At 54.8% G+C, this 24,627-nt stretch carries 24 protein-coding genes and 3 tRNA genes; 19 read left to right on the top strand and 8 right to left on the bottom strand.

Going from position 1 to position 24,627, the window contains the following annotated elements; translation table 11 throughout:
• The first annotated feature begins 4 nt into the window (after positions 1–4).
• From ACYQ04_RS08255 to ACYQ04_RS08240, 4 genes are all read left to right on the top strand, one after another.
• Entirely contained in the window at positions 5–1,030 is a 1,026-nt protein-coding gene (locus ACYQ04_RS08255) for a hypothetical protein (protein ID WP_042692892.1), read from the top strand.
• 15 nt (positions 1,031–1,045) lie between these two features.
• A complete protein-coding gene (gene rpsB, locus ACYQ04_RS08250; protein WP_042692893.1) occupies positions 1,046–1,651 on the top strand; it encodes a 30S ribosomal protein S2 in 606 nt (201 codons plus the stop codon).
• Positions 1,652–1,690: 39 nt separating this feature from the next.
• Positions 1,691–1,778, top strand: a tRNA-Leu gene (locus ACYQ04_RS08245).
• Between the two features lie 57 nt (positions 1,779–1,835).
• Positions 1,836–1,991 (top strand): 50S ribosomal protein L40e, encoded by a 156-nt coding sequence (locus ACYQ04_RS08240; protein ID WP_014122450.1) that lies wholly within the window; start codon positions 1,836–1,838, stop codon positions 1,989–1,991.
• On the opposite strand, the gene ACYQ04_RS08235 is transcribed toward ACYQ04_RS08240, so the two are convergent.
• Positions 1,992–2,321 carry a PadR family transcriptional regulator gene (locus ACYQ04_RS08235; protein ID WP_042692896.1) on the bottom strand — a complete coding sequence of 110 codons (330 nt, stop codon included), beginning with the start codon at positions 2,319–2,321 and terminating at the stop codon, positions 1,992–1,994.
• A 105-nt stretch (positions 2,322–2,426) separates the two neighbouring features.
• Between ACYQ04_RS08235 and ACYQ04_RS08230 the strand changes: the two genes are divergently transcribed.
• Positions 2,427–2,726, top strand: a complete 300-nt coding sequence (locus tag ACYQ04_RS08230; RefSeq protein WP_460130078.1) for an FUN14 domain-containing protein — start codon at positions 2,427–2,429, stop codon at positions 2,724–2,726.
• Positions 2,727–2,730: 4 nt separating this feature from the next.
• Here ACYQ04_RS08230 and ACYQ04_RS08225 read toward each other — a convergent pair whose 3' ends face one another.
• Positions 2,731–3,492, bottom strand: coding sequence for a metallophosphoesterase family protein (locus ACYQ04_RS08225; protein ID WP_460128766.1), 762 nt, complete (start codon positions 3,490–3,492; stop codon positions 2,731–2,733).
• A gap of 774 nt (positions 3,493–4,266) precedes the next feature.
• Positions 4,267–4,344 (bottom strand) — tRNA-Arg (locus ACYQ04_RS08220).
• A gap of 101 nt (positions 4,345–4,445) precedes the next feature.
• Between ACYQ04_RS08220 and ACYQ04_RS08215 the strand changes: the two genes are divergently transcribed.
• Positions 4,446–4,522, top strand: a tRNA-Gly gene (locus ACYQ04_RS08215).
• 77 nt (positions 4,523–4,599) lie between these two features.
• On the opposite strand, the gene ACYQ04_RS08210 is transcribed toward ACYQ04_RS08215, so the two are convergent.
• Both ACYQ04_RS08210 and udp read right to left on the bottom strand, forming a co-directional pair.
• Positions 4,600–5,670, bottom strand: a complete 1,071-nt coding sequence (locus ACYQ04_RS08210) for a hypothetical protein (RefSeq protein WP_460128764.1) — start codon at positions 5,668–5,670, stop codon at positions 4,600–4,602.
• A gap of 1 nt (position 5,671) precedes the next feature.
• A complete protein-coding gene (gene udp / locus ACYQ04_RS08205; protein ID WP_460128762.1) occupies positions 5,672–6,505 on the bottom strand; it encodes a uridine phosphorylase in 834 nt (277 codons plus the stop codon).
• A gap of 63 nt (positions 6,506–6,568) precedes the next feature.
• Between udp and ACYQ04_RS08200 the strand changes: the two genes are divergently transcribed.
• The 5 genes from ACYQ04_RS08200 to hepT all read left to right on the top strand — a co-directional run bounded on the left by ACYQ04_RS08200 (position 6,569) and on the right by hepT (position 11,452).
• Positions 6,569–7,615, top strand: a complete 1,047-nt coding sequence (locus ACYQ04_RS08200) for a pyridoxal-phosphate dependent enzyme (protein ID WP_460128760.1) — start codon at positions 6,569–6,571, stop codon at positions 7,613–7,615.
• Between the two features lie 681 nt (positions 7,616–8,296).
• Positions 8,297–9,661: a M1 family aminopeptidase gene (locus tag ACYQ04_RS08195; RefSeq protein ID WP_460128758.1), complete on the top strand. Its 1,365-nt coding sequence runs from the start codon at positions 8,297–8,299 to the stop codon at positions 9,659–9,661.
• An 84-nt stretch (positions 9,662–9,745) separates the two neighbouring features.
• Complete coding sequence (locus ACYQ04_RS08190; protein WP_460130076.1) at positions 9,746–10,621, top strand: MEMO1 family protein; 876 nt, start codon at positions 9,746–9,748, stop codon at positions 10,619–10,621.
• Between the two features lie 31 nt (positions 10,622–10,652).
• Positions 10,653–11,027 carry a type VII toxin-antitoxin system MntA family adenylyltransferase antitoxin gene (gene mntA, locus ACYQ04_RS08185; RefSeq protein WP_460128756.1) on the top strand — a complete coding sequence of 125 codons (375 nt, stop codon included), beginning with the start codon at positions 10,653–10,655 and terminating at the stop codon, positions 11,025–11,027.
• Entirely contained in the window at positions 11,024–11,452 is a 429-nt protein-coding gene (hepT, locus tag ACYQ04_RS08180; RefSeq protein ID WP_460128752.1) for a type VII toxin-antitoxin system HepT family RNase toxin, read from the top strand. The genes mntA and hepT overlap by 4 nt, the downstream gene beginning before the upstream one ends.
• Positions 11,453–11,455: 3 nt before the next feature.
• Here the strand turns inward: hepT and ACYQ04_RS08175 are convergent, their stop codons facing one another.
• Positions 11,456–13,924 carry a plasma-membrane proton-efflux P-type ATPase gene (locus tag ACYQ04_RS08175; RefSeq protein ID WP_460128750.1) on the bottom strand — a complete coding sequence of 823 codons (2,469 nt, stop codon included), beginning with the start codon at positions 13,922–13,924 and terminating at the stop codon, positions 11,456–11,458.
• A gap of 217 nt (positions 13,925–14,141) precedes the next feature.
• Between ACYQ04_RS08175 and ACYQ04_RS08170 the strand changes: the two genes are divergently transcribed.
• From ACYQ04_RS08170 to ACYQ04_RS08140, 7 genes are all read left to right on the top strand, one after another.
• Positions 14,142–15,146: a mevalonate kinase gene (locus ACYQ04_RS08170; RefSeq protein ID WP_460128748.1), complete on the top strand. Its 1,005-nt coding sequence runs from the start codon at positions 14,142–14,144 to the stop codon at positions 15,144–15,146.
• A complete protein-coding gene (locus tag ACYQ04_RS08165) occupies positions 15,143–15,931 on the top strand; it encodes an isopentenyl phosphate kinase (protein ID WP_460128746.1) in 789 nt (262 codons plus the stop codon). The genes ACYQ04_RS08170 and ACYQ04_RS08165 overlap by 4 nt, the downstream gene beginning before the upstream one ends.
• A gap of 33 nt (positions 15,932–15,964) precedes the next feature.
• Entirely contained in the window at positions 15,965–17,083 is a 1,119-nt protein-coding gene (gene fni, locus ACYQ04_RS08160; RefSeq protein WP_460130074.1) for a type 2 isopentenyl-diphosphate Delta-isomerase, read from the top strand.
• Positions 17,084–17,088: 5 nt separating this feature from the next.
• Entirely contained in the window at positions 17,089–17,385 is a 297-nt protein-coding gene (locus tag ACYQ04_RS08155) for a hypothetical protein (protein WP_460128744.1), read from the top strand.
• A gap of 86 nt (positions 17,386–17,471) precedes the next feature.
• Entirely contained in the window at positions 17,472–18,815 is a 1,344-nt protein-coding gene (locus ACYQ04_RS08150; protein ID WP_460130072.1) for an RNase J family beta-CASP ribonuclease, read from the top strand.
• 68 nt (positions 18,816–18,883) lie between these two features.
• Complete coding sequence (locus tag ACYQ04_RS08145) at positions 18,884–19,915, top strand: polyprenyl synthetase family protein (protein ID WP_460128743.1); 1,032 nt, start codon at positions 18,884–18,886, stop codon at positions 19,913–19,915.
• Between the two features lie 152 nt (positions 19,916–20,067).
• Complete coding sequence (locus ACYQ04_RS08140) at positions 20,068–20,478, top strand: hypothetical protein (RefSeq protein WP_460128742.1); 411 nt, start codon at positions 20,068–20,070, stop codon at positions 20,476–20,478.
• Positions 20,479–20,497: 19 nt separating this feature from the next.
• Here the strand turns inward: ACYQ04_RS08140 and ACYQ04_RS08135 are convergent, their stop codons facing one another.
• Positions 20,498–21,301, bottom strand: coding sequence for an SAM-dependent methyltransferase (locus tag ACYQ04_RS08135; protein ID WP_460128740.1), 804 nt, complete (start codon positions 21,299–21,301; stop codon positions 20,498–20,500).
• A 149-nt stretch (positions 21,302–21,450) separates the two neighbouring features.
• Here ACYQ04_RS08135 and ACYQ04_RS08130 point away from each other — a divergent pair, with 149 nt between their 5' ends.
• On the top strand, positions 21,451–21,684 hold the full coding sequence (locus ACYQ04_RS08130) for a hypothetical protein (RefSeq protein WP_460128739.1): 234 nt from the start codon (positions 21,451–21,453) through the stop codon (positions 21,682–21,684).
• 15 nt (positions 21,685–21,699) lie between these two features.
• Here ACYQ04_RS08130 and leuS read toward each other — a convergent pair whose 3' ends face one another.
• On the bottom strand, positions 21,700–24,597 hold the full coding sequence (gene leuS / locus ACYQ04_RS08125) for a leucine--tRNA ligase (RefSeq protein ID WP_460128737.1): 2,898 nt from the start codon (positions 24,595–24,597) through the stop codon (positions 21,700–21,702).
• Positions 24,598–24,627: the final 30 nt, after the last annotated feature.

Genomic DNA, 24,627 nt, shown 5'->3' with positions numbered 1-24,627 from the left:
AGCGATGACTGTGATAGAGAACGTAATCGGCAGGGTTGCAGTGCTCAGGGGTGGGAAGTACTCCGTCGAGGTAGACGTCATAACCAGCTCGGGCTTTGGGCGGTTTGCCTCGCCGATAGACGAGAACCCGAGCCTCTACATAGCCGAGGCTCATCGCGCTGTGAGCGAGGTTGACGAGATAATCGGGCCCGAGCTGATAGGCTTTGACGCAACCGAGCAGGAGCTTATAGACAGCTACCTCTGGGAGATAGACGGGACCGAGAACTTCGGACACATTGGAGCTAACACCGCGCTGGCGGTTTCGATAGCCACCGCAAAGGCAGCCGCGAGCGAGAAGAACCTTCCCCTCTACAGCTACCTCGGGGGAACCTTCACCACCGAGTTGCCCGTCCCAATCCTTGAGCTCGGTCGCGGTGAGGAGTTCGACTACTACGTCATGGTCCGTGATTTGATGGAGATTACCGACGTCGTTGACGCTTTCAACAGCGTCCTTGAGAACGTTGAGGGCAACACCGTTGAGGCCTACTCGAAGGCCACCGAAAAGGCCACCGACGAGCTCGGCCTTGAGGTTGCCCTCGGGCTCGTCCAGAAGAAGGAGCTCGATATAGAGACCGTCCTCTCGACGGTTGAGGACAACAACGTCGCCTACATAAAACCCATTGGCGGTGAGGAGCTCTTCCTTGAGCTCATAGCCGGAACCCACGGGGTCTTCGTTGACGGTGAGTACCTCTTCCGCGAGAAGGACATACTCGACAGGCGCTACTATAACGCGCTCTCCATAAAACCCATAAACCTGGGCACGCTCACCGACTTGTACAACCTCATAAACGACGCCAAGTCGGAGAGAATCGTTCCAATCCTCTCGGAGGCTCGCTACGAGTCCTCCGATGAGGCCCTTGCCCACCTCGCGGTGGGCTTCCGTTGCCCGGCGATGGTGCTCCACTCGAACTCCATCGCCAGGCTGAACGAGCTGATAAGAATAGCTGAGGATTTGGGTGAAAGGGGCAGGATAATAACCTTTGAAGGATGAGGAGGTGTGAAGGAAATGGAGGAGTATCTCGTTCCACTCGACCAGTATCTGGCAGCGGGTGTCCACATCGGCACCCAGCAGAAGACCCAGGACATGAAGAAGTTCATATACCGCGTCAGGCAGGACGGCCTCTACGTCCTCGACGTTAGGAAGACCGACGAGAGGCTCAAGGTCGCTGGCAAGTTCCTGGCCAAGTTCGACCCAGAGAGCATCCTCGCTGTCAGCGTCAGGCTCTACGGCCAGAAGCCCGTCAAGAAGTTCGGCGAGGTTACCGGGGCCAGGGCCATTCCGGGCCGTTTCCTCCCGGGAACCATGACCAACCCGCAGGTCAAGAACTTCTTCGAGCCGGACGTCATCATCGTCACCGACCCGAGGGCTGACCACCAGGCCATGAAGGAGGCCGTTGAGATTGGAATACCGATAGTTGCCCTCGTTGACACCGAGAACTTCCTCAGCTACGTTGACCTCGCAATCCCGACCAACAACAAGGGTAGAAAAGCCCTCGCGCTCATCTACTGGATACTCGCAAGGGAGATACTCTACAACAGGAAGGAAATCGAGAGCAGGGAGGACTTCAAGGTCCCCGTTGAGGACTTCGAGATGAGGATTGTGAGGACCTGAGGGGAAGGTTTTTAACTTTCCCCCTGTATTTCCCCTCGCGCGGGGGTGCCCGAGCCTGGCCAAAGGGGCCGGACTTAAGATCCGGTGCCGCAGGGCTTCGCGGGTTCAAATCCCGTCCCCCGCACCAAACCTTTAAAAGTTCCCCGTTGAACGAAACCCGTCAAGGTCATTTGAGGTGGTTGAGATGGCGAGATTCCCCGAGGCTGAAGCAAGAATCTTCAGGAAGCTTATCTGCATGCGCTGTGGCGCCACCAACCCGTGGGGCGCAAAGAAGTGCAGAAAGTGTGGTTACAAGGGGCTTCGCCCCAAGGCTAGAGAACCGCGCGGTGGCGGACGCTGATTAGGTTTTCTTCAACTTTTTCAGCGTTTCTTCCAGAAACTCTATTCCCTCTTTTAGCAGTTCCTCGCCCTTCGGCGTGAGCTTGTAATACTTTCTGGCCGGTTTTCCCGTTTCGCTCTCCTGCCACTCGGCGGTAACGTAGCCGTCCTTCTCCAGCTTGTACAGGACGACGTACGAGCTGACGGTGGCTGGCTCGAAGTCGAAGGCCTCTTTTATGCGCTCCTTGAGCTCGTAGGCGTACATCGGCCTCTCCTCGAGGAGCCGGAGTATGTAGAGCCAGAGCACCTCTTTCGTAACCTTATTCCTCAACCTCTCTATCGGCGTCGTCATGCTCCCACCTGTTTTACGTCTTGTAAATATTTTGGATGCGTGTAATTTAAGCCTTTTGGGGAAAGGTTTTATACGTTCGCTTCCTAAGGAACCTTGGTGGTGATTATGGATTTCAACGTTAGTGGCATGTTTGGCGATGTCGGTGTTGGTGCCATCGTTGGCTTTATCACAGGGTACGCCCTCAAAAAACTCATGAAGATAGCGATGGCTATAATCGGTGCCTACGTCCTCAGTCTCTTCTACCTTCAAAAGAAGGGCGTAATAACGATAAACACCGACAAGCTCTTCAATCTGACCGGTAGCCTAACTCAGCAGGTAGTCAGCCTTGGTCAAAAAGTCGTTGGAATCCTCCCCGGAACCAGCGCATTCGTTGCGGGCTTTTACCTCGGCTTCAAAAAAGGATGAAGAATTAAACCTTCCCGCGGTAGAGAATCTTGATGAGCTCCTCGGGAAGGCCTTCCCTCTTGATTTTCTCTTCGACGAGCTTCTTCTCTTTCTCGTAGTCAACCTCGATGAACTTGGCGTGGAGCGTGTCAACGTCAACTAGCGCGAAGGTTGCCTTGTGGTTCTTGTCCGGCGGATAGCCTATGCTTCCGGGGCAGATTACCCTTCCGTACCTGGTCATTGCGTTGACCGGGTACTTCGGCGACGCCACGAAGAGTATCTCGTAGTCCTTGACGGGCCTCATTATGGCCTCGTAGTAGCTCGTCGGCTGGTCGGGAAGAACCTGTCCCTCGAACGGGTTGAGCGGGCTTCCATAGACGCCGAAGATATCGTTTTTGCCTATCTTGTCCACGAGGTAAATCGGCAGGTCCCTGATGAACTCTCTGCCCTCGTGTCTGAGCTTCTCCCATGTGTACTCCAGGGCCTTCTTGATGTAGGGCGGGTAGTTCAGCTTGTCGATGTAATCAGGTCCCTCCGCGTGCGGGTCGCTTGCCGCTATGACTTGGTCGAACTCACCGCGGATGACCTTGACGACGTTGTTCCTGATGAGGTCGTCGAGCGTGTCAAGGACCTCCCTCGGGTACGGGAAGAGACCGACGACGTTTCCAAGGACGTAGTACTTCTCAATCTCATACCCTTCTTCCTTGAGGGCCTCAATCTTCTCGAGGGCCTTCGCCAGGGCGGGGAGATTTCCGTTTATGTTCGCCAGAACCGCTACATATACCATGGTACCACCCCCATTTTTTCTTACCTGAAGAAACTAAAAGTCCCAAGGTATTTAAACGTTTCGGGATATCCGGGAGTTAGGGGGGAGTTGGGAAAGAGTTGAAGGCATCAGAAGGGGAGCGTTCTTTCTTTTCTTGGTCGCCTCGCTCTGTGCATGCTCGAGATATGAAGTAACTCCCGTTACAATGGGAGTCCAAAAGGGAATCACGAACCCTGGTCAAACTTCGCGCACAGCCTTTGAGAAAGGCTGGCGAAAGAAACGCCCTTCTCATCAGTGGGCAAAAGTCAGTCGTGCGCTAACCAAGTGCAACTTTGGTGGGGTTTGACATTAAATGAAGCCTTCCAGTAATTTCAACTCATTTTTAGCGCCCGAAAGGCACCTTTTAGAATGAAACACTCATCAAAAAACAAGTTGAGCAAAACCCCTTTCAAAACTTGCATTACTAAAAAAGCACAAACTCTTCCGCCAGCACTGAAGCTTTTGAAAAAAGCTTCACCAAAAGTTAGTAGCTCCTCACCAAAGGCTCAGAGGAAATAAATTTTGCTTATAACCTCGTGGTTTCTAAAGGAGAACACACCCAAATGGCACTCTTAGAGGGGTTTACTCTCTTTTGACGCCTTTGGGCGTCGATTCTAAAAGTAACCCTCTGCAAAAAGGAGCAATTGGAGAGGTTCTCACACTCAAAACGACAAGTCAATGAGAAAATCACCCAAAATTTAGCCTTCCAGAAGGAGCTACAAACTTTGATGAAACTTTGCCCTCGCAAAGTTTCGATGGCGCCCCGGCGGGGATTTGAACCCCGGACCTCGAGGTCCGCAGCCTCGCGCCCTATCCAGACTAGGCCACCGGGGCACTGCCCGCTAACCCTTCTCGGAAACGCTTTATAAATTTAACCTTTTCCTAAGACCGAAAAATTTATAAATGCTCCCCAGATGAGTTAGTATCGGGCCTGTGCGGTGGTAGTCTAGCCTGGCTAGGACAGCGGCCTGCCACGCCGCTGGCCCGGGTTCAAATCCCGGCCACCGCACCACAAACTTCTTCTGGGGCTTCATCTCAAAACAAGTTCTCTCTGTCTGCTCTCTTGATACATAAGAAAAGAACATCAGGTTAGTTCTCACTGGAGTTTCCAACGCTTTTTCCAAGCTCAAATAACTCTCTGGAAATCCTTCTCAGCCGTTCGTCGCCTTTTTTCTTGGCCTCCTCGAGCATCTCAAAGGCGAGGAACTTCAGAATCCTGCCCCTCTTCCATTCGTCCGTTGCCCATATCAGCGCATTTCGTAGGAACTCCGTGTCAACTCCCCTCTCCTTGGTAACCTCATAAGCCACCATCAGCCTCGTTGCGGGGTTATGGGTCTTTTCGAGGTACTTCAAAACGAGTTCCGGCCTGTCGAGGTTTTTCTTGGCCAAGAGTGACCCTAGAACATCCGAAACTTCAAGCTCCCGAAATATTTCCTCCGCCCTGGTCGTGTCTCCCGTTTCAAGGAGCTTCACGCCAATTTCCTCAAGGTAAAAGCTCCTGAAGGGCTCTGGAAGCCCCTTTGCGAGCTTCTCGGCTTTTTCAAGCTCACCCTCCTCAATGAGCTTTCTGATGTACTCGAACACGTAGTCCTCGGGTTCTGACTCCTCGCTTTCAAAAACCGGTTTAGGTGGTTCCCTCTTCGGCCCCTCCGCCGATCTGTCCACTACCCCGCTCATGACCTTCCCCTTAATCCGGTGGAGCACCGAGCCGGGCATCAGCTTGCCGTCCTTGTAAACGATTCCGTAGGGGAGGGGTTTGAGGTCCTCAAGGTCCCTCTCATCGAGTTTCAGGTCGCTCAGCCGAATCTCAATGCCCTTGGTCGCAATGGCCCTCGCCAGGAAGTTGCTAACCGCTCGAAAGGCTTTCTTTCTCAGGAACGAGTTCCCAATCTTTCTCGCGGTTTCCAGGGCCTCTTTGAACTTCTCGTTCTTGGAAAAAACGTAGGCCAGGGAGCGAAGCGCCTCATCCCTAACCGAGGGTTCTTCAATGGACAGTGCCACCTCGAGGGCCCTCCCCGGTTCACCCGCGAGGGCTTCTGCGACCCATCTTAGTGCATAGGAGCGCCAGTATGGGTCTTCTATCTTCCTTGCTTCCTCCTCTGCCCCTGCAACGTCCCCTTCACTGAGGAGTTGCCTGACGAGTAACAGCCTCTCGTCCATCTCAACCCCTCAGCCCGGGGAACCATACCTTCTTTCCTTTCCTCTCCTTCTCCTCGTCCCACTCGGCGAGTATCTTCACGGCCTCGCTTGCCACCATCGCGGCTTCCTTCTCACCGGCCTTTCCGAACTCGTTCGTAACGCGGTTCGCAAACACTGCACAGACGCAACCGGCCCTAAGTCCGTAGATGTTGGCGAGGGTGTAGAGCGTGGCCGCTTCCATCTCGAAGTTCGTGACCCTCGCCTGTCTGAGGTCATCGAGGATGTTCCTCGCGAAGCTCGGGAAGTAGCCGTTCAGACCCGGCCTGCCCTGGCCAAGGTAGAAGCTGTCCGTCGAGGCCGTGATGCCGATGTGGTATCTAACGCCAAGGGTTTCGGCAGCCTCGATTAGAGCCAGCGTTACCTCAAGGTCCGCAACGGCCGGATACTCGACGCGGACGTACTGCTTTGAGGTTCCTTCAAGCCTCACAGCGGCCTTGGCTATAATCAGGTCGCCTATCTCCATTCCCGGCTGGATTGCGCCGGTGGAGCCGACCCTTATGAAGGTATCAGCTCCTATCGCCGCGAGCTCCTCGATGGCGATAGCGGTCGAAGGCCCGCCTATTCCCGTCGAGGTGACGCTTATTGGAACGCCCTTGTATTTGCCGGTGTGCGTTCTGTATTCCCTGTGGAAGGCTATCTCCCTCGCTTCGTCCCATAGGGAGCTTATCTTCGGCACTCTCTCCGGGTCGCCCGGCAGGAGAACGTAGCGCGCAACGTCACCGGGCTTGCAGGCTATGTGGTACTGGTAGCCTTCCTCGGTCTGTGGCCTTTCGGCTGAAATGAACTTCTCACCCATAGCAACCACCTTTTTAAGTTTCGATGTCCTTTATTCAACACCATCCCTAAAAAAGGTGATGCTATGCTGCGCTGTTCCCGTTGCGGGAGAACTTATCCAGAAATCTTTCGCCTTACCTGCGACTGCGGGGGAACGCTTCTCGTTGAGCGGGACTTAGATGCATTCACACCGGAGCCGTTCCTTGATGTTAGGCGCTACCGCAGGCATCTGCCCGTTAACGAGGAAGTTGCCCCAGTTCCAGCGGTTACACCTGTAAGCGGGCTCGAAATCAACGGCGTTAGGACCTTCTTTAAGCTCGAATACCTCCAGCCGAGCGGTTCTTTCAAGGACAGGGGAACTTGGGTCACGGTTTCAAAGTTGCTCGACGAGGGCATTACCGAGGTCGTTCTCGACAGCTCTGGCAACGCCGCGCTGAGCTTCGCGCTCTACGGCCTTGCAAACGGAATCCGCGTTCATGCCTTCGTCTCCTACGATACGAGTCCCGGCAAGCTCTCGCTCCTTCAGGGGCTCGGTGCTGTTGTTCACTACGTTGACGGCGACAGAATGGCCGTCCACGAGCGCACGGTCGAGTTCTCCGAACGGAGCGGAGTTACCTACGTCTCCCACTGGCTCAACCCCTACTTCCTGGAGGGCACCAAGACGGTGGCCTTTGAAATCTACGAGCAACTCGGAGTTCCCGACTGGGTTCTTGCCCCGACCGGAAGCGGAACCCTCTTTCTCGGCCTTTGGAAGGGTTTTTCCGAGTTAAAAGCGATGGGTGAGATTGATAGACTTCCGAGGCTCGTCGCGGTCCAGGCTTCCGGCTACGAGAGCCTCTGCGAGCGCTCGGCAGTGAAAAACACCCTCGCTGAGGGGATAGCCATTCCCGAACCGCCGAGGTTCTATGAGATGAGAAAGGCGCTGAAAGAGACGAGTGGGCTCTGTGTGAGCGTTGGCGAGCTTGAAACGATGGGCGCGCTCAGCTGGCTTAAGAGACATGGCTTTTTAGTTGAGCCGACGTCCGCCGTTGTTCTCTCCGCGCTGTGGAAGCTCATTGAAATGGGCCGGGTTGAAAAAGGCGAGCTCGCCGTTCTGCCTCTGACGGGGTCGGGGCTTAAAGGGACGATTTAGTGTTTTATCCCAGTTCTGTTAAAGTTTCCACCGGGGTGTTGATTTGCAGTGTGTACACTCCGTACTTTGAAATAACACTTAAGTAATTTCATAACCCACTACCCTCGGCGGTATTTCACGCTGGAATATCGCAAGTGCATGGATGGAGGCCTGTACATGAGAAAGCTATACTTTGGCGTGGTGTTGCTGGTCCTTCTCTTGGTGGCCGTGGTGTCCTTCTGGGGACATCAAGCCGAGCGAACTGGGCACGAGGGAAGTACTGCCGTGAGCCATTCCAGCACCCAGTCTAGTACCGTACTGAACAAGTACAACTCCTCAAATGCCTCGAGGGGGCAAAACACGTCGAAACAACCGCGGAACGCAACAACGGTGATTTACGCATCCAGTCTTCCGCTGGTTAATGCTTCCACAACGAACTGGAGGGAGCTTCTGAGCTCGTTTGAAAACAAGACTGCCCTCCTAGCAAACGTTACAGTCACTTTCAACTTACTGTACAACGGCACGTTCAACGCCACAAAGCGCATTGTCCTTCGAGGAAACGGTACTACCACACGCGTTCTTATCCTAGAAGGGAATTACATAAAAGTCCGGACTCTCACAGTGACAAAGGGAAAACTGCTCAATGCAACCCGCGTATCTCTTGGGGACAATGGAACCGGTATTGTAATAGACATTGCGATGGTGGGTGGAACTGCGGAGTTTGCCGTTAATTACACTGGAACCGTTTCCGACCCCGGAATCACATGGGTCAGTAACTACTTCCAGCATGGGGTCAATGCCGTTGATACGGAGCTCGTTCCAACGTACTTTCTCGTGGACGGCATACCAACGAATCACGCCGTTGAGTCTCTAGTAATAAACCTGCCTGATGAACTCTCGGGCAGCACGGGCATGGCGATGGACCTCAGGAGCCGTAACACATTCAATCTGAGCAAAAACGGTTCAACTCGGCTGATTTTTACATTCTCTGGCTCGCGGCTTCCCCTTCCTTTCGTTGCGATAGGGCAGTATCGCGTTCTCCACGATGAGTTCAGCGTTGGGGGCAGGGAAATCAAAGCCAGCTTTTACGTTCCCAAGATTTATCCCTCGAGCTACGAGGATCTTCTTGTAAACACAACCGAGAACATCGTTAGAACGTACTCGCACTGGTACGGGGAGTACCCATACGATTCCCTCAACATCGTTTTGACTCAGAACTTCTTGTACCATGGCATAAATCTGTTTCACGGCAACATCTTCATAACGTATAGTGAGTACCTTGCACGGGCCGATTATCCGATTGACTTTCAGGTCCTGGCGCACGAACTGGCCCACACTTGGTACGGAGATTATTCGCTCGGCAGTTCCCTTATGTCAGAGAGTTTCGCCACGTATTCTCAGATAACCTACATGGGAATCTTCTTCCACGTGCACCCAGAGGTTGCCCTCATGTTCTACAACACGAAGGATTACTTGGAGTGGCTTAACTCGTGGGAGAAATACGTCGTTAAGTACTCATCGTTACCCATCACCCTAGCCCAAACGTATGGTGAATGGATATCCGACATCAATGAGAGGGAGGCAATCATGTACTTTAAGGGGGCCTTTGTTTTGAGGTCCCTTCAGTTTACTCTAGGCAACGAGACGTTCCATGCAGGGATGAGGCGGGTATTTGAGACCTGTCACTCATCCAACTGCACCCTCTCAACTGTTCTTAGAATCTTCGATGATGTAAGCGGACGGAACCTCACGTGGTTCTACTCGGAGTGGTTTAACTCGACGAGCCTGCCGAACTACACCGTTCGGAATTTAGGGTTGTTGAAAACTGGCGATGGGTACACCCTGAACTTCACCATAGATGATGGAAGCGGCTTCAAAATGCCCCTTCAGGTCGAGGTCGTGACGGCAAACGGAAGCATTACAAAGACAGTATGGGTCAACGGAACTACAAGAGTGTCTCTTAAACTGAAAGAAAAGCCCGAGAAGATAATCCTCGACCCCAACGAATGGATTGCGAACTTCAACAGGGTCGAGACTGTCAACGGGGTTCGGGTCGTGGTGAACTGAACCCCTCTCTTTTACCATTTCCAACTGTTAAACTAACCCAAGGTATTTAAACTCTCGCGCCAACTAACTCCGGGGGTGGTGACGATGATAAGGTACCCTGCAGTCGCGGGAAGCTTCTATCCATCTGACGAAGCGCTCATCGAGATGTTAGAGGAGTTCTTCAGGGACCTCGGCGAGGCGGGGAGCGAGAGAAGGATAACCGCCGGAGTCGCTCCGCACGCGGGCTACGTCTTTTCGGGCTACACGGCATCGAGAACGTACAAGGCCATCTTCGAGGACGGCCTGCCGGAGACCTTCGTAATCCTCGGGCCGAACCACACGGGACTCGGCTCGCCGATAGCGGTCTATCCCGAGGGAGAGTGGCTCACCCCGCTCGGGAGCATCGAGGTTGATGCAGAGATGGCCAAGGCGATAGCGAAGCTCTCTGGCATAGCGGATTTGGATGAATTGGCTCATAGGTACGAGCATTCCATCGAGGTTCAGCTTCCCTTCATTCAGTATCTGGCAGAGCTCGCCGGGAAGAAAGTGAGAATCGTCCCCATAACCCTCGGCATTCAGGACGAAGACGTTTCGAGGGCCCTCGGAAAGGCGATATTCGAGGCGAGCGAGGAACTCGGCAGGGACGTCGTGGTCATAGCGAGCACCGACTTCATGCACTACGGGGCTATGTACGGCTACGTGCCCTTCAGAGCCAGGGCCGACGAGCTCCCGCACAGGATAAAGGAGTGGGACTTCAGGCTGATAAGGAGAATCCTCGACTTCGACGTTGACGGTCTCTTCAAGGAGCTCCGCGAGATGAGGCACACGATGTGCGGACCAGGGGCCGTGGGAACTGCCATCGTTTACTCCCGCCTCGCAGGGGCGCTTGAGGCTGAGCTTTTACACTACACGACGAGCTACGAGGTCAGCAAGAGCACCGAGGCTGTCGTTGGCTATGCGAGCATCGTGATGAGGAGGTGAAGTTTTAATAGTTCCCTTCCTATTTTCTACCATGAACATCAACGATGCCGTGAGAAAAATCCTCCAGCTCGGCGGTGACCGGGTGAAGTTCATCATCCTCTTCGGCTCCCGCGCGAGAGGCGAGGTGAGGAAGGACAGCGACGTCGATTTGTGCGTCTACTACGAGGGCACTCCCAGGGAGGCCTTTGAGTTCAGAATGCGGGTTCTTGGAGTTCTTCCGGAGGAATACGACGTCCAGATTTTCCAGCTCCTCCCAGTCTATCTCAGGAAGGAGTGCCTCAGGGGAAAGGTCCTCTTCTGCAGGGACGAGACTTTCCTCTACGACCTCGCCTACGAGACGCTGAAGGAGTGGGAAGACTTCAAGCGCTACTACTACGACTACCTCGGCCTGGAGGCGATAGAATGAGGGTTGAGCTCATACGCTCAAAGCTTGAGGAGATAATGGAGAGCTTAAGGCTCGTTGAGGAGAACCTGCCCGATGACTTTGGGACCTTTGAGTCCCTTGGGCTCATCAAGGATGGGATATACAAGAGGATTGAGTTCGCAATCCAGAACGTCATCGATATCTGCGCGATAATAAACTCCGACCTGAGGCTCGCGATGCCCGAAAGGGAGGAGGACGTTTTTGAGGGGCTGGTAAGGGCGGGAATAATCCCTCGAGAAATGGCCGAGAAGCTCAGGCTCATGAAGGGCTTTCAAAACATCCTCATCCACAGATACGGGCGAATAAACGATGAGCTTGCCTTCGAGGTCCTTCACGAGCACCTGGATGACATTCACGAATTCGTAGAGTTCATTGAGAGACTCATCGAAAATGAGAAAAAGATGTGAAAATCAGAAGGCCGCCTTGTGGCGCTCGTGCTTGACCTCCCAGCTGAAGAACTTGTAGGCAGCCCTCTTGGTGATGTCCTCGATGAAGAACCACACTATGCAGTAGAGCCAGACGAAGCCCGCGTACTTCCAGCCGATTGCGGTGACTCCCCATCCGTAGACCGTTATCAGCGTCGCTATGAGCTTTGTTCCAACGGCGCTCCAGAGGAGCCACTTGCCGGGCATTATGCTCCAGAACGGCCCTCTCGTTCTCGTGACGAATATCGTCAGGTGACCCGCGACGGCGAGCTTCAGGAAGATGATGCTCTGGAGCAGTGCCAGGCCCGTCGCTGTGTCCGGTGAGATGTTGAAGTAGTTTATCATTATCCAGAGCAGGAGGAAGGTCTCTATAACGCCCATGCTTCCGATGATTGTCGATACCGTCAGGATTTCGCGGATGTTCCACTTCTCGGGCCAGCGGTTGATTTTGACGTTGTCGTAGGCGATGGTGATTATGGGCAGGTCGTTGAGCAGAGCTAAGAGGATTATCATTACTGCCGTCACTGGATAGAAGTTGTACGCGAGTATGCTGAGCGTTATGAAGAACAGGACGCGAATCGTTTCCGTGATGCGGTAGACGACGTAGCTGTACATCCTCTGGAATATCTTCCTCGCCTCGACGATGGCGTTCTTAATGACGCTTATACCCGGCGCGAGGAGCACTATGTCGGCTGCCGCCCTTGCCGCGTCCGTCGCTCCCGAAACTGCGATTCCGACGTCGGCCTGCTTCAGAGCCGGAGCATCGTTGACTCCGTCGCCGGTCATCGCAACCTTGTGGCCGGCCTCCTGAAGGGCCTTGACTATCTTGAACTTGTGCTCGGGGTAGACCTGCGCGAAGCCATCTGCCTCTTCGCAGAGCTGGATGAGCTCGTGTCCCTTGGCCTTCTCAAGTTCATCGGCCGTATGTATCTTCGTTCCGATGCCGAGAATCTTGGCTATCTGCTTGGCAATCGCGATGTGGTCGCCGGTAATCATCTTCACGCGGATTCCATTCCTCTTGAGGAACTTGACGGTCTCGGCCGAGTCGTCGCGCGGCGGGTCAAACAGCGGTATCAGCCCGACGAACTTCCAGCCGTCGCCGAAGTCAACCGCGACGCCGAGTGTTCTATAGCCCTTCCTCGCGAGCTCCTCCACTTTCTCCATGACCTCTTTGGTGAGCTTCTCGTCGGCGTTAGCCATCTGTAGTATGACCTGCGGGGCGCCCTTGGCCGTCCTGAAGCGCTTTCCGCCCTCGCACTCGACCTCCGCCTCGGTGTGCTTTATAACCGGGTCGAAGGGAACGAACTTCACCTGCCGGCACTTTCCGAGCTTCTCCTTGTTCACCTCGCGGAGTATTGCCAGGTCAATGGGGTCCTTGTTCTCCTCCTTGCTCGCCAGCGCCGCGTAGAAGAGCATCTCCTCAACCGTGAAGCCGTCCCAGGCTATCGGGTTGTCGACCGTCAGCTGGTTCTTGGTGAGCGTTCCTGTCTTGTCGGCGCAGAGCGTGTCGACGGCGGCAAGCTCCTCAATCGCCACAAGCTTCGTCACTATCGCCTGCCTCTTGGCCAGCTCGTAGGCTCCTATGGCCATCGTTATGCTCATGACAGCGGGCAACGCCGCGGGAATGGCCGCCACCGTCAGGACGAGGGCGAAGCGCAGGAGTTCGATGAAGGGCTTGCCTCTGTGGAGCTCGACGAGGAACATTATGGCAATCATTATGACGCTAAGCACAATGAGGTAATTTCCGATGTTGATGACGAGCTTCTGGTACTCGCTGGTCGTCTTGGCGGTCTGGACGAGCTGGACGGTCCTTCCGAAGTAGGTGTGCAGGCCGGTTGCGATAACGACTCCCGTCATCTCACCGCGCTTGACGATTGTTCCGCTGTAAACCACGTCACCGACCTTCTTCGTCACCGGAACGCTCTCACCGGTCAGCGCCGACTCGTCCACCGTCAGGAAGTCGCCGTCTATGAGCTTTATGTCGGCTGGGATTATGTCGCCCATGCGGAGCCTCACTATGTCGCCTGGCACGAGCTCCCTCGCCGGAATAGTCTTCCACTGGCCGTCTCTGAGAACCCTGACCTCCAGAGCGAGCTTCTGCTTGAGGTACTCCATGATGTTCTCCGCCTTGTGCTCCTGCCAGAAGCCGACGACGCCGTTGATTATCAGCAGGCTGACTATTATGGCGAAGTCCTCCCAGTGGTGGACTATCGCCGATAGAATGGCCGCCGCTTCAATCATCCACGGAATCGGGCCCCAGAAGTAGGACAGGAACTTTATCAGCGGATGCACCTTCTTCTCGGGAATCTCGTTGGGGCCGACCTCCTGAAGGCGACGCCTCGCTTCCTCACTGCTGAGACCCTTTGTTGGGTCTACTTCAAGAAACTTCAGAACTTCCTCGATGCTCATGTGCTTTGCCTTCTGGGCTATCTTCTGGAGTTTGCTCTCTGGCATTATATCACCTCCGGTGTATTTTTTCCATTTTGTTACTATAATCTCGTAGATACAACCCCGTATAAATTTTACGTCAAAAAGTGTCGCACATCACCGTTATTTTATGATAAATGTTTAGCTATTCAGAAGTTAAACCGATAATCTTTTACTTTAGCCTTTCAACTTCAAGAGTCCCAAAGTTTTTTAGGGCTTTAGTTTAGACCAATTGGGTGGTGGCATGAGAGTTCTGGCTTCGGCCCCCGCTAAAATTATCCTCTTCGGCGAGCACAGCGTTGTTTACGGCAAACCTGCCATCGCGGCCGCGATAAACCTGAGAACCTACGTATGGGCTGAGTTCAACGAGAGCGGGGCAATAAAGATAGAGGCCAAGGACATACGCGTCCCCGGGTTAACTGTTTCATTCTCAGAAGACGAGATTTACTTCGAGAGCGATTACGGTAAGGCCGCTGAGGTGTTGAGTTACGTCCGCCAGGCAATAGAACTCGTGAAGGAGGAGGCCGATGCGAACGGAAAGGGCATTACAGTCTCGATAACTTCCCAGATTCCCGTTGGAGCTGGCCTCGGCTCCTCGGCAGCGGTAGCCGTTGCCACAATCGGCGCGGTTTCAAAGCTCCTCGGCCTCGAGCTGACCAACGAGGAAATCGGAAAGCTCGGCCACAGGGTTGAACTCCTCGTTCAGGGAGCATCGAGCGGCATCGACCCGACGGTCTCGGCGATAGGAGGATTCATTCACTACGAAAAGGGCAATTTCGAGCACCTTCCATTCACGGAGCTTCCGATAGTTGTCGGCTACACCGGCTCGAGTGGCTCAACGAAGGAGCTCGTCGCAATGGTGAGAAGAACCTACGAGGAGATGCCTGAGATAGTCGAGCCCGTCCTCGTTGCGATGGGCAAGATAGTGGAGAAGGCCCGGGAAGTTCTCCTTTCAGACCTCGATGAAGAGGTCCGCTTCGAGAGGCTTGGAAAGCTGATGAACATCAACCACGGCCTCCTCGATGCACTCGGTGTTTCGACGAAAAAACTCAGCGAGCTGGTCTATGCAGCCAGAACTGCCGGAGCCTTGGGGGCCAAGATAACTGGAGCCGGTGGCGGCGGCTGTATGTACGCCCTTGCACCTGAGAAGCAGAGCGAGGTCGCGACGGCCATAACGATAGCAGGTGGAACGCCGATGATAACCGAGATAAGCAGGGAAGGCCTCAGGATAGAGGAGGTGATTCCGTGATAATCGTCAAGGTCGGGGGCAGTGTCTTCAGCGACAAAAAGGGAGAGCCAGAAAACTTCCGTAGGGACGTCGTTGCCCGCATAGCCGGGGAAATCTCGGAGTTCTACCCTGAGAAGGATTTCATAATCGTCCACGGTGGAGGAAGCTTCGGGCACCCGTACGCCATGAGGTACGGCATAAGGGACGGCATTCCCGACGACTGGAAAACCGCGAGGTTTAGGATGGTGGGCTTTTCGGAGACCCATCAGGCGATGCTCAGGGCCAACTCGGCGTTCATTAGGGAATTCCTTCAGAGGGGCCTTCCAGCGTTTTCGGTTTCAACCTCCTCGGTTTTCATGACCGAGAACGGTGACGTTGCCTACGGGGACCTTGAGATAATCAAGAGGCTGGTTGAGCTCAGATTTATCCCCGTCCTCTTTGGAGACGTTTCCCTCGACTTGGCCAAGGGTATCGACATTCTCTCCGGTGACCAGATTATAACTTACCTCGCCAAGATGCTCAAGCCCGAGAAGGTTATCTTCCTCATGGACGTTGACGGCGTCTACGACGGCGACCCGGGCGAGGGTAACCTCATCCAAGCCCTCGGCCGAGATGAAATAGAAAGCCTCCTCTCAAAGCTCAACTGCTCCGGTGGCGATGTAACTGGAGGGATATGCAACAAGCTGAGGGAAGCCAAGAAGATAGCGAAGCACTCTGAGGTGTGGTTCGTCAACGGCCTCGCCCCGGGCAGGCTGAGCGGGGCCATCAGGGGAGACGGTTTCGGTACGAGGATTCCGAAAGCATAATAATCTCCCTGAGAAGTTTAGGCGGTGGTCATGATGGAGGCTTTTGATAAGGAAGAGCTCACTATCATCAGGAAGTTCGAGCACATAGAGCACTGCCTAAAGCGTAACGTGCAGGCCCACGTGAGCAACGGTTTTGAGGATGTGCACTTCGTCCACATGAGCCTGCCCGAGATAGACAAGGATGAAATCGATTTAAGCGTCGAGTTCCTCGGGAGGCGCTTTGATTACCCGATTTTCATAGCGGGAATGACCGGGGGAACGAAGGGTTCTCAGCTCGCCGGAAGGATAAACAAAACTTTAGCGAAGGCGGCGCAGGAGCTCAACATACCGATGGGCGTCGGCAGTCAGAGGGCGATGATAAGGAAGCCGGAAACCTGGGAGAGCTACTACGTTAGAGATGTAGCTCCGGACATCTTCCTCGTCGGCAACCTCGGGGCACCGCAGTTCTCCGAAACCATTCCGGAGCGCTACGGCATCGAGGAGGCCCTGAAGGCTGTCGAAACGATTCAGGCGGACGCTCTGGCGATACACATGAACCCCCTGCAGGAGAGCGTCCAGCCCGAGGGGGACACTCAGTACAGGGGCGTTCTCAAAGCTCTGGCGGAGCTCAAGGCGGAGTTTCCATACCCGATAATAGCAAAGGAAACAGGAGCGGGGGTTTCCAAGGAGGTCGCGGTCAGGCTTGAGAGCATTGGGATTGACGCGATAGATGTCGGCGGTCTCGGCGGGACGAGCTGGAGCGGCGTCGAGTACTACCGCGCGAAGGATGAGTTCGGTAGAAACCTTGCCCTCAGGTTCTGGGACTGGGGAATAAAGACCGCCATAAGCGTCGCCGAGGTTCGCTACGCCACCGACCTGCCGATTATAGCCACCGGCGGAATGCGCGACGGGATAACGATGGCCAAAGCCCTCGCTATGGGCGCGACCTTTGCTGGCGTCGCCCTGCCGTTGCTCAAACCTGCTGTAAAGGGCGACGTCGAGGGCGTCATCAGAATCCTGAGGCGCTACATCGAGGAGATAAGGAACGCGATGTTCCTCGTCGGTGCCAGAAACGTCGAGGAGCTTAGAAGGGTCCCGCTCGTTATCACGGGCTTCACGAGGGAGTGGCTCGAGCAGAGGATTGACCTTCCCGGCTATCTGCGCGCCCGGTGAGAACGGTGAGGCGTCTCTTTTCCCGCACATTTTCCTTCCTTGAAGGCTTCCTCATAGTGATAACGCCCCTGACGGCGGTTGCCGGCATAATCCTCTCCTTTCTGGCCTCGCTGTTCACGGTCTGGGAGCCCGGAAAAGACGGGCCAGCTTTTCTGCTCGGGGCCGTATCGGGCTCGACCGTTGCCCTCTCGCTCTGGGGGAGGGGCTGGTTCTCACTCTGGGGTTCCCTGGGGCTGATTCCTCTGGCCTTCGTCCTGGCGGTTTTTGCCGGGTCGGTGCTCTCGCTGAAGTCGCCAAGATAATGCACACCTTTTTAAACCCTCGTTCAGAGTAATGCCCAACGCAGCCCCGCGCCTCAGGAGGGGCCCGGGGCGGGAGGATGATTGAGATGATAAAGGTCTACACAATCAGCGGTTACGAGGAAGTCGGCAAGAACATGACAGCCGTTGGCTACTCCGACGGCAGGAAGGAGGAAGTCGTGATAATCGACATGGGCATAATGCTCGACAGGGTGATGATTCACGAGGACACGAGCATTCAGAAGTTCTCCGATAAGGAGCTTCAGAAGCTCGGCGCGATTCCGGACGACAGAATACTGTGGAAGAGCCGGAACAAGAAGGTCGTCGCGATTACGCTCACCCACGGCCACCTTGACCATATCGGCGCGATAGCCAAGCTCGCCCCTCACTACCCGGATACGCCCGTTTACGGGACGCCCTACACGATTAAGCTCGCCAAGGGAGAGGTCAAGAGTGAGGAGTACTTCGAGGTCAAGAACCCGATGTACGAGACGAACTACGGCGAGATAGTCCAGGTGAGCGAGAACCTCGCGATTGAGTTCATTCGCATGACCCACTCGATTCCGCAGGCTTCCATGGTAGCGATACACACACCGGAAGGCGTCGTTCTCCACACTGGCGACTTCAAGTTCGACAACAACAACCCGCTCGGCGAGAGGCCCGACTACAAAAGGCTGAAGGAACTCGGGAAGGAGGGCGTCAAGGTTCTCATCGCCGAATCGACGCGCGTTGCGGAGCCTACGAAGACGCCGAGCGAGGCCGTTGCTCAGATGCTCCTCGAGGACTTCTTCCTCTACGAGGGCATGGACGAGAAGGGATTGATAGCGACGACCTTTGCGAGCCACATCTTCCGCCTTCAGGAGCTAATCTGGATAGCCAACAAGATGGGCAGGCAGGCCGTTTTGGTTGGCCGCTCCCTGGCAAAGTACACGGGCATAGCAAAACAGCTCGGCCTCATAAAAATGAAGGGAGCAAGGGCCGTCAGGAGCCCCAACGCCGTCAGGAAGGTCCTCAAAGAGGTCTCTCAGGCGAGGGAGAACTATCTACTCATAGTTACCGGCCATCAGGGCGAACCCGGGGCCGTTCTTACCAGAATGGCGGACGGCGAGCTCTACGACATCGGAAAGGACGATACCGTCGTCTTTTCAGCTGGAACGATACCCAACCCCCTCAACTACGCCCAGCGCTACAAGCTCGAGACCAAGCTCAAGATGCGTGGCGTGAGAATGATTAAGGACCTCCACGTTTCCGGTCACGCGAGCAGGGAGGACCACCGCTACCTCATAAGGATGCTCAACCCTGAGAACATCGTCCCGGCCCACGGCGAGTTCAGGATGCTCACCCACTACGCCGAGCTGGCCGAGGAAGAGGGTTACATGATTGGAAAGGACGTCTTCGTGTCGAGGAACGGCTACATCGTTGAGATTCCGTGAAGGGCAAAGCTGATAAAGACTTGCCCCATTTTTCCTTTGATTGCTTTCATCACTCACGGGGTGGTAGCATGGGGAAGTATGATGCACTCTTCAGCAGGGTTAAAACCAAGGCCAAGGTCGTTGACGAGAAAATCTTCGAGCTCATCCCTGAGAGGGAGCCCAAAAACCTCTACGACGCGGCGAGGCATTACCCACTCGCCGGTGGCAAGAGGGTTCGTCCCTTCGTCGTTCTCCGGGCAACGGAGGCCGTTGGCGGCAACCCTGAGAAGGCGCTCTATCCAGCGGCCGCGGTTGAGTTCATCCACAACTACTCCCTCGTCCACGACGACATAATGGACATGGACGAGCTGAGGCGCGGAAGGCCGACAGTCCACAAGGTCTGGGGCGTCAACATGGCCATCTTAGCTGGCGATTTGTTGTTCTCAAAGGCCTTCGAGGCAGTAGCCAGGGCTGAGGTAAGCCCCGAGAAGAAGGCGAGAATCCTTGAGGTTCTCGTAAAGACCTCCAACGAGCTCTGCGAGGGTCAGGCGCTCGACATAGAGTTCGAGACGAGGGACGAGGTAACGGTTGATGAGTACCTCAGGATGATTAGCGGAAAGACGGGGGCGCTCTTCGACGGCTCGGCAACGATAGGCGCAATCGTCGGGACTGAGGACGAGGAGTACATAAAGGCCCTCTCGAAGTGGGGAAGGAACGTGGGAATAGCCTTCCAGATATGGGACGACGTTCTTGATTTGATTGCCGACGAGGAGAAGCTTGGAAAGCCCGTCGGAAGCGACATAAGGAAGGGCAAGAAGACGCTCATAGTCAGTCACTTCTTCCAGCACGCGAGCGAGGAGGACAAGGCCGAGTTCATGAAGGTCTTCGGCAAGTACGCCGGCGACGCCAAGGGGGACGCCCTCATTCACGACGAGAAGGTGAAGGAGGAAGTTGCCAAAGCCATCGAGCTCCTCAGGGAGTACGGTAGCATCGACTACGCCGCTCAGTACGCCAAGAACCTCGTGAGGGAAGCCAACGAGGCGCTGAAGGTTCTCCCCAAGAGCGAGGCGAGGAAAGACCTTGAACTCCTCGCCGAGTTCCTGGTGGAGAGGGAGTTTTGAGACTGGAGCCCTTTATCCATTTTACCTCCCTCTCGTCCGTCTACATGTTTTGTCGTCTTTCTCCTGAGGGCCGCTCCGGTGTGAGGTCCCGCCAGCCGTTCAATCGATACTTTTAAATTATGTAAGTATTAGTACGTTATTGGTGAGAAAACATGCATGACGCTCAGAAAGTTGCTGGATTGTCCCTTTTGATAGTGCTCTTGTCGTTTTTGGCAGGCTTCCTTCTCGGGATTGATGCTGGGGGGCTCCTTCCGCTTGCACTCTACTTAACAGGACTCCTACTGGGCTCACTTTTTGTTGCATTCGTTGCCTTCAGGCTTGGCGTTGGACCAAGAGAACTCACAAAAACGGCCTTGATGGCAGTTCCGGTCGTCCTCGCTGCTGTGTTGGCACTGATAAGGTTCGCGGCTTCCTTCGTTGAAGCGCCGGCGTCGGGCCCCACCGAGGGCGACGGTTTCATGATAGTGCTGCTCTTCCTCCTGCTCCCATCCATTCTGCTGGGCCTCCTGGGGAGTCTTTTTGAGCTTTCCCTGTGGAGGCGGGACGGCAACCTCTCGGCCTGATGTTTCTGGTTTTCTCTTTTCAGCGCTTTGCAATCAGCCACCCAACTGGGGGATGCTCCGCCCCAGCCTTCCACTTTTCATAGGCTCTCTCCCACCTTCTCAAAAGCTCGGCGCGCTTTTCCTCGTCTTTTATCCTCTCCACGTATTCCCTCGGAATGTAAGCGAGATAGTGTGGCAACTTGGGCTCGAAGGTCCCGCTCTCGATTACCTCTCCTTCCGCCCGCTCAACGAGTTTGGTGAGCTTCTCAATCGTTGGGTAGTGGAGGTCGTCTTTCTCGCCGAAGAGGGCCTCGAAGATTTCCTCGCGGAGGTTGTAGAGTTCGAGGTGTGCTCCCTGTCGCTCGTTTTTCGCCACAGGGAGGCTCTCCGCGATGAATACCCGCTCCGAGACCTGGAGCATTTCAGAGATGACCATAATCATAGTTTCTTCGTTTTTCAGGCTCCTGACTCCGTGGACGAGAACCGCCAAGTCGAAGGTTCTGAACGGGAACGGCAACTCCCGCGCGTCGAGCTTGAGCGGGATTATCCTGTGCTTTACGCCGGCTGAGGAAGTTACCTCCTCGAAGAAGCGCCAGCGGGAGCGGTCAACGGCAACAACACGGCCTGTCTCACCGACGAGATAAGCGAGGGGAACGGTGGTTAGTGCGTGCGCCCCGCAACCGATTTCAAGGACGTTCATTCCCTCTTTGATGGGTGCGAACCTAAGGACGCGGAAGCGTTCGAGCATTTCTGTATGGAGCCAATCAGAAGGGAGCGGTGGCTCGTTCCGGGGCGGGATTTTTGAAAGAACTTCTCTCTTAAACGTTTCTTCGCTAACAGGCATGGACAACACCGAAAAGGGCTAAAGACGCTCTCTTTAAGGCATTTTCGGAGAAAAGGTTTTATAAGTTGGGGGTGAATTGATAGCAGGGCTAGATTTTAGTATGTAACAAAAAAGAAGGATTATAAGGAGTTCTTCTTAGGATAGTTATGGTGATTAAGATGAATGAAGTGCTAATGAAATCGGGCATATTGATAACGATAGTGGAGGCCTTTAGAAGCATTAAAGATACTTTAACTGAAACTTTGCCTGATCCCTTTGGGATGATTCTATTTGTTCTCATAGCGATATTTTTCGTGATTATCTTATTTAATGTGGGTACGAATGTTCTCTTGATATTAAAACAAATTTTAAACCAGCAAGGAGATAAATTTCCAAGAAGATAAAGAGAAGTCAAAGCATCACTCCACAAACACAGCGGGCTTCAACGGCATCGCCTGCTTCTTCTTTCCTCCCCTGTCCTCCTCGGGGTTGATTGTCAGCTCGACGCCAAGTTCCTTCTCTATGAAGTCTTTGGCCTCCCTCAGCGCCTTTTCCTCGTCTATTCTCTTGACCTCGAAGGCCCTCTCCTTTATAAGGCGCTGTATCAGCTTGCTTATCTCCTTGCCGTGCTTCCGCATCTCCGGGTCCTTCATCAGCTCCCCCATCGCCGACTTGAAGTCCCTCTTCTCGGCAACGACCTCAACGACCCTCCACTTCCACTCCGGGGCGGTGTAGACGTAGACCCTGCTCGGGTTCTCTATCTTCGCAACGCGGATTATCTCCTTGACGTCCTCGATGAAGGCCTTGACGAACTCCTCTTCCGCCTCAACCGTCTCGTCCCACCACTCGGGGACGGGCTCTGGCCAGGGAGCGAGGCTGACGAAGCCCTCTCCTCCAAGCTTCTCCCAGAGTTCTTCGCTGATGTGTGGCGTAAACGGTGCCATCAGCCTAACCCAGACGTCGGCGAGCTTTCTCAGCACGTAGCGCTTGGCCTTGTCGTCCCTTCCCTCGGTTCTGCGCATGTACCAGCGCAGGTCGTTGAGAACGGTGTAGAACGCCCACTGGACGGCGGTCCTCGTCCTGAACTCCTCAAGGGCTTTCGTTGCCCCCTCGATGGCCTTGTTGAGCCTGTGGAGCATCCAGCGGTCGATGTTCTTGAGCTCTGTCTCCTCGGCCTCGTAGCTTGAGAACTCGCTTATCAGCTCGTAGAACCTCTCGACCTGCCTGCGGAGCTTTCCGACCTCCTTCCTGCGCCAGTCGAAGTCGCTGTCGTGCTCGGCGAGACCCATTATGTAGAGCCTGACGACGTCTGCCCCGTTCTCCTCGATTGCGTCAATGAAGTTCAGCACGTTGCCTTTGCTTTTGCTCATCTTCTGGCCCTCGAGCGTTCCGAAGCCGTTTACGGCGATTCCCCTCGGCCAGTGCTCGCGCCTGAATATAGCCGTGTGGTTGAAGATGAAAAAGCTCAGGTGGTTCGGAATGAGGTCCTTAGCTGAACAGCGCCAGTCGAGCGGGTACCAGTACTCGAACTCCTCCTTCATCTCGTGGATTGTCTCCGCCGGGATTCCGGTCTTCTCCTCGAGCTCCTTCTCGCGCTCCTCGCTGAAGTCCTCGCGGAAGATGTAGTCGAAGAACTCCCTCGTGAGCTTCTCGGGGTTGAGCCTGCCTTCCTCGCGGAGCTTGTTTATGTGTCTGCTTATCGTGTAGTAGGCCATGTAGATGGTTGAGTCGCTCAGGCTCTCGATGACCCACTCCGGGTCCCAGGGCAGGGGCGTTCCGAGGCCGACCTTTCTGGCACAGGCCTTCTTGTCGAGCCAGTCTATTACGGCTTCGAACTGGGCTCTTCTACTCTCGGGGTAAATCGTCATGTTTGCCAAAGCCTCGCGAGCTTTCTCCTTCCACTCGGGGTTTCCGTAGTCTATGAACCACTGGTCGTGGATTATCTTGATGACCGCCTGGTTGCCGAAGCGCGAGATGACGGGCTTCTCCGCGAACTCGTACATTATCTCGGCAATGCCCTTCTCCATCAGCTCCTTGGCGATGAGGTCTTTTACCTCCTGGACGGGCCTGCCTTTGTAAGGCTCAATCTTGAAGCGCCCCTTGTGGTACTCGGCCTTGTAGATGTTCTTCGTCGCTTCCTCGAGCTTTTCTTTGTCCTTCTGGCTCTTCACGCCGAGCCTCTCTGCCTCCTCAACGGCCGGGAACTCTCCGTAGCCCTCAAGCTCTATCAGCGAGATGTAGGTGATGTCCTCCAAGACGCGCGGGTCTATGTCGAACTTGAGGAGCAGTTCGGTTTCCTTCTTCAGGTCCTCCAGGGCTATGTGGTCGAAGGGGGCATGTGCCGGAACGCTCATCACCACTCCAGTCGCGTTGTCGGGGTCGACGAACTCCGCGGGCAGGATAATGACCTCGTCGCCCGTTACCGGGTTCTTCACGTACTTGCCGATGAGCCTCTCGCCCTTGAACTCCTCGATGACCTCTATCTCCCTATCTTGGAAGGAGAGCTTGTAGGCCGCTTCCTTGCTGATTATCCAGGTCTCTTCCCTATCACCGCGCCTGACCCTGGCTTTGACGTACGTGGCGTTGGGGTTGAGCCACATGTTGGTTACTCCATAGACGGTCTCCGGTCTGAGCGTCGCGGCCGGGAGGTAGATTTTCTCGCCGTTCTCCTCGAGGATGAACTTGATTATCACGTATTCGAGAATCTGGACGTCCTCACCTTCCATTATGTCGTGGTCGCCGAGGGGAGTTCCAACGACGGGGTCCCAGCGGACGCGGTGGGCACCCTTAACCACCAGCCCCATATCTTTGAGCGTCCAGAACTGCCACTCTATGAACTTGCTGAAGGGCGGGAAGAGACTGGTGGTGTGGAACTCTCGCGTCCAGTCCACGCTGAAGCCGGCCCTTATGAAGGTCTCCTTCGCGGCCTTCATGAAGTATTTAACGATTTCCTTGGGGTCCTCAAACTTCCAGAGAATGTCCTCGGGAACCTTGTAGACGTCGCGGTAGATGTGTATGGTCTTGGGGTCGCGGTTCTTTATGCGCTCGGCGATTCCGACTATCGGCGCGCCGGTGATGTGCCACGCCATCGGGAAGAGCACGTTGTAGCCCTGCATCCTCTTGAAGCGTGCTATGACGTCCGGAATCGTGTAGGTCCTCGCGTGGCCGACGTGAAGGTGGCCCGAGAGATAGGGAAAGGCGACGGTTATGTAGAACTTCTTCTCCTTGGGCTTCGCGTTTCTGTCGGGTTCGAAAACCCTCTCCTCAAGCCAGCGCTTCTGCCACTTCTCCTCAATAGCCTTGAAGTCAACTTTCATGTCCAAAACCTCCTCAAGGTTTTTCCAAAA

It is taken from the genome of Thermococcus prieurii, from assembly GCF_054657655.1.
The sequence above is the reverse complement of the archived record's forward strand: the minus strand, read 5'-3'. Positions and strand labels throughout refer to the sequence as shown.

What these genes read in the sequence shown, in the direction of transcription:
- leuS (WP_460128737.1), bottom strand. Translation starts at nt 24,597, where the DNA reads ATGAAAGTTGACTTCAAGGCTATTGAGGAGAAGTGGCAGAAGCGCTGG.
- ACYQ04_RS08135 (WP_460128740.1), bottom strand. Translation starts at nt 21,301, where the DNA reads ATGCCTGTTAGCGAAGAAACGTTTAAGAGAGAAGTTCTTTCAAAAATC.
- ACYQ04_RS08175 (WP_460128750.1), bottom strand. Translation starts at nt 13,924, where the DNA reads ATGCCAGAGAGCAAACTCCAGAAGATAGCCCAGAAGGCAAAGCACATG.
- ACYQ04_RS08200 (WP_460128760.1), top strand. Translation starts at nt 6,569, where the DNA reads ATGCTGCGCTGTTCCCGTTGCGGGAGAACTTATCCAGAAATCTTTCGC.
- ACYQ04_RS08235 (WP_042692896.1), bottom strand. Translation starts at nt 2,321, where the DNA reads ATGACGACGCCGATAGAGAGGTTGAGGAATAAGGTTACGAAAGAGGTG.
- ACYQ04_RS08145 (WP_460128743.1), top strand. Translation starts at nt 18,884, where the DNA reads ATGGGGAAGTATGATGCACTCTTCAGCAGGGTTAAAACCAAGGCCAAG.
- fni (WP_460130074.1), top strand. Translation starts at nt 15,965, where the DNA reads ATGGAGGCTTTTGATAAGGAAGAGCTCACTATCATCAGGAAGTTCGAG.
- ACYQ04_RS08190 (WP_460130076.1), top strand. Translation starts at nt 9,746, where the DNA reads ATGATAAGGTACCCTGCAGTCGCGGGAAGCTTCTATCCATCTGACGAA.
- ACYQ04_RS08140 (WP_460128742.1), top strand. Translation starts at nt 20,068, where the DNA reads ATGCATGACGCTCAGAAAGTTGCTGGATTGTCCCTTTTGATAGTGCTC.
- ACYQ04_RS08170 (WP_460128748.1), top strand. Translation starts at nt 14,142, where the DNA reads ATGAGAGTTCTGGCTTCGGCCCCCGCTAAAATTATCCTCTTCGGCGAG.
- ACYQ04_RS08255 (WP_042692892.1), top strand. Translation starts at nt 5, where the DNA reads ATGACTGTGATAGAGAACGTAATCGGCAGGGTTGCAGTGCTCAGGGGT.
- hepT (WP_460128752.1), top strand. Translation starts at nt 11,024, where the DNA reads ATGAGGGTTGAGCTCATACGCTCAAAGCTTGAGGAGATAATGGAGAGC.
- mntA (WP_460128756.1), top strand. Translation starts at nt 10,653, where the DNA reads ATGAACATCAACGATGCCGTGAGAAAAATCCTCCAGCTCGGCGGTGAC.
- ACYQ04_RS08240 (WP_014122450.1), top strand. Translation starts at nt 1,836, where the DNA reads ATGGCGAGATTCCCCGAGGCTGAAGCAAGAATCTTCAGGAAGCTTATC.
- ACYQ04_RS08150 (WP_460130072.1), top strand. Translation starts at nt 17,472, where the DNA reads ATGATAAAGGTCTACACAATCAGCGGTTACGAGGAAGTCGGCAAGAAC.
- udp (WP_460128762.1), bottom strand. Translation starts at nt 6,505, where the DNA reads ATGGGTGAGAAGTTCATTTCAGCCGAAAGGCCACAGACCGAGGAAGGC.
- ACYQ04_RS08210 (WP_460128764.1), bottom strand. Translation starts at nt 5,670, where the DNA reads ATGGACGAGAGGCTGTTACTCGTCAGGCAACTCCTCAGTGAAGGGGAC.
- rpsB (WP_042692893.1), top strand. Translation starts at nt 1,046, where the DNA reads ATGGAGGAGTATCTCGTTCCACTCGACCAGTATCTGGCAGCGGGTGTC.
- ACYQ04_RS08225 (WP_460128766.1), bottom strand. Translation starts at nt 3,492, where the DNA reads ATGGTATATGTAGCGGTTCTGGCGAACATAAACGGAAATCTCCCCGCC.
- ACYQ04_RS08230 (WP_460130078.1), top strand. Translation starts at nt 2,427, where the DNA reads ATGGATTTCAACGTTAGTGGCATGTTTGGCGATGTCGGTGTTGGTGCC.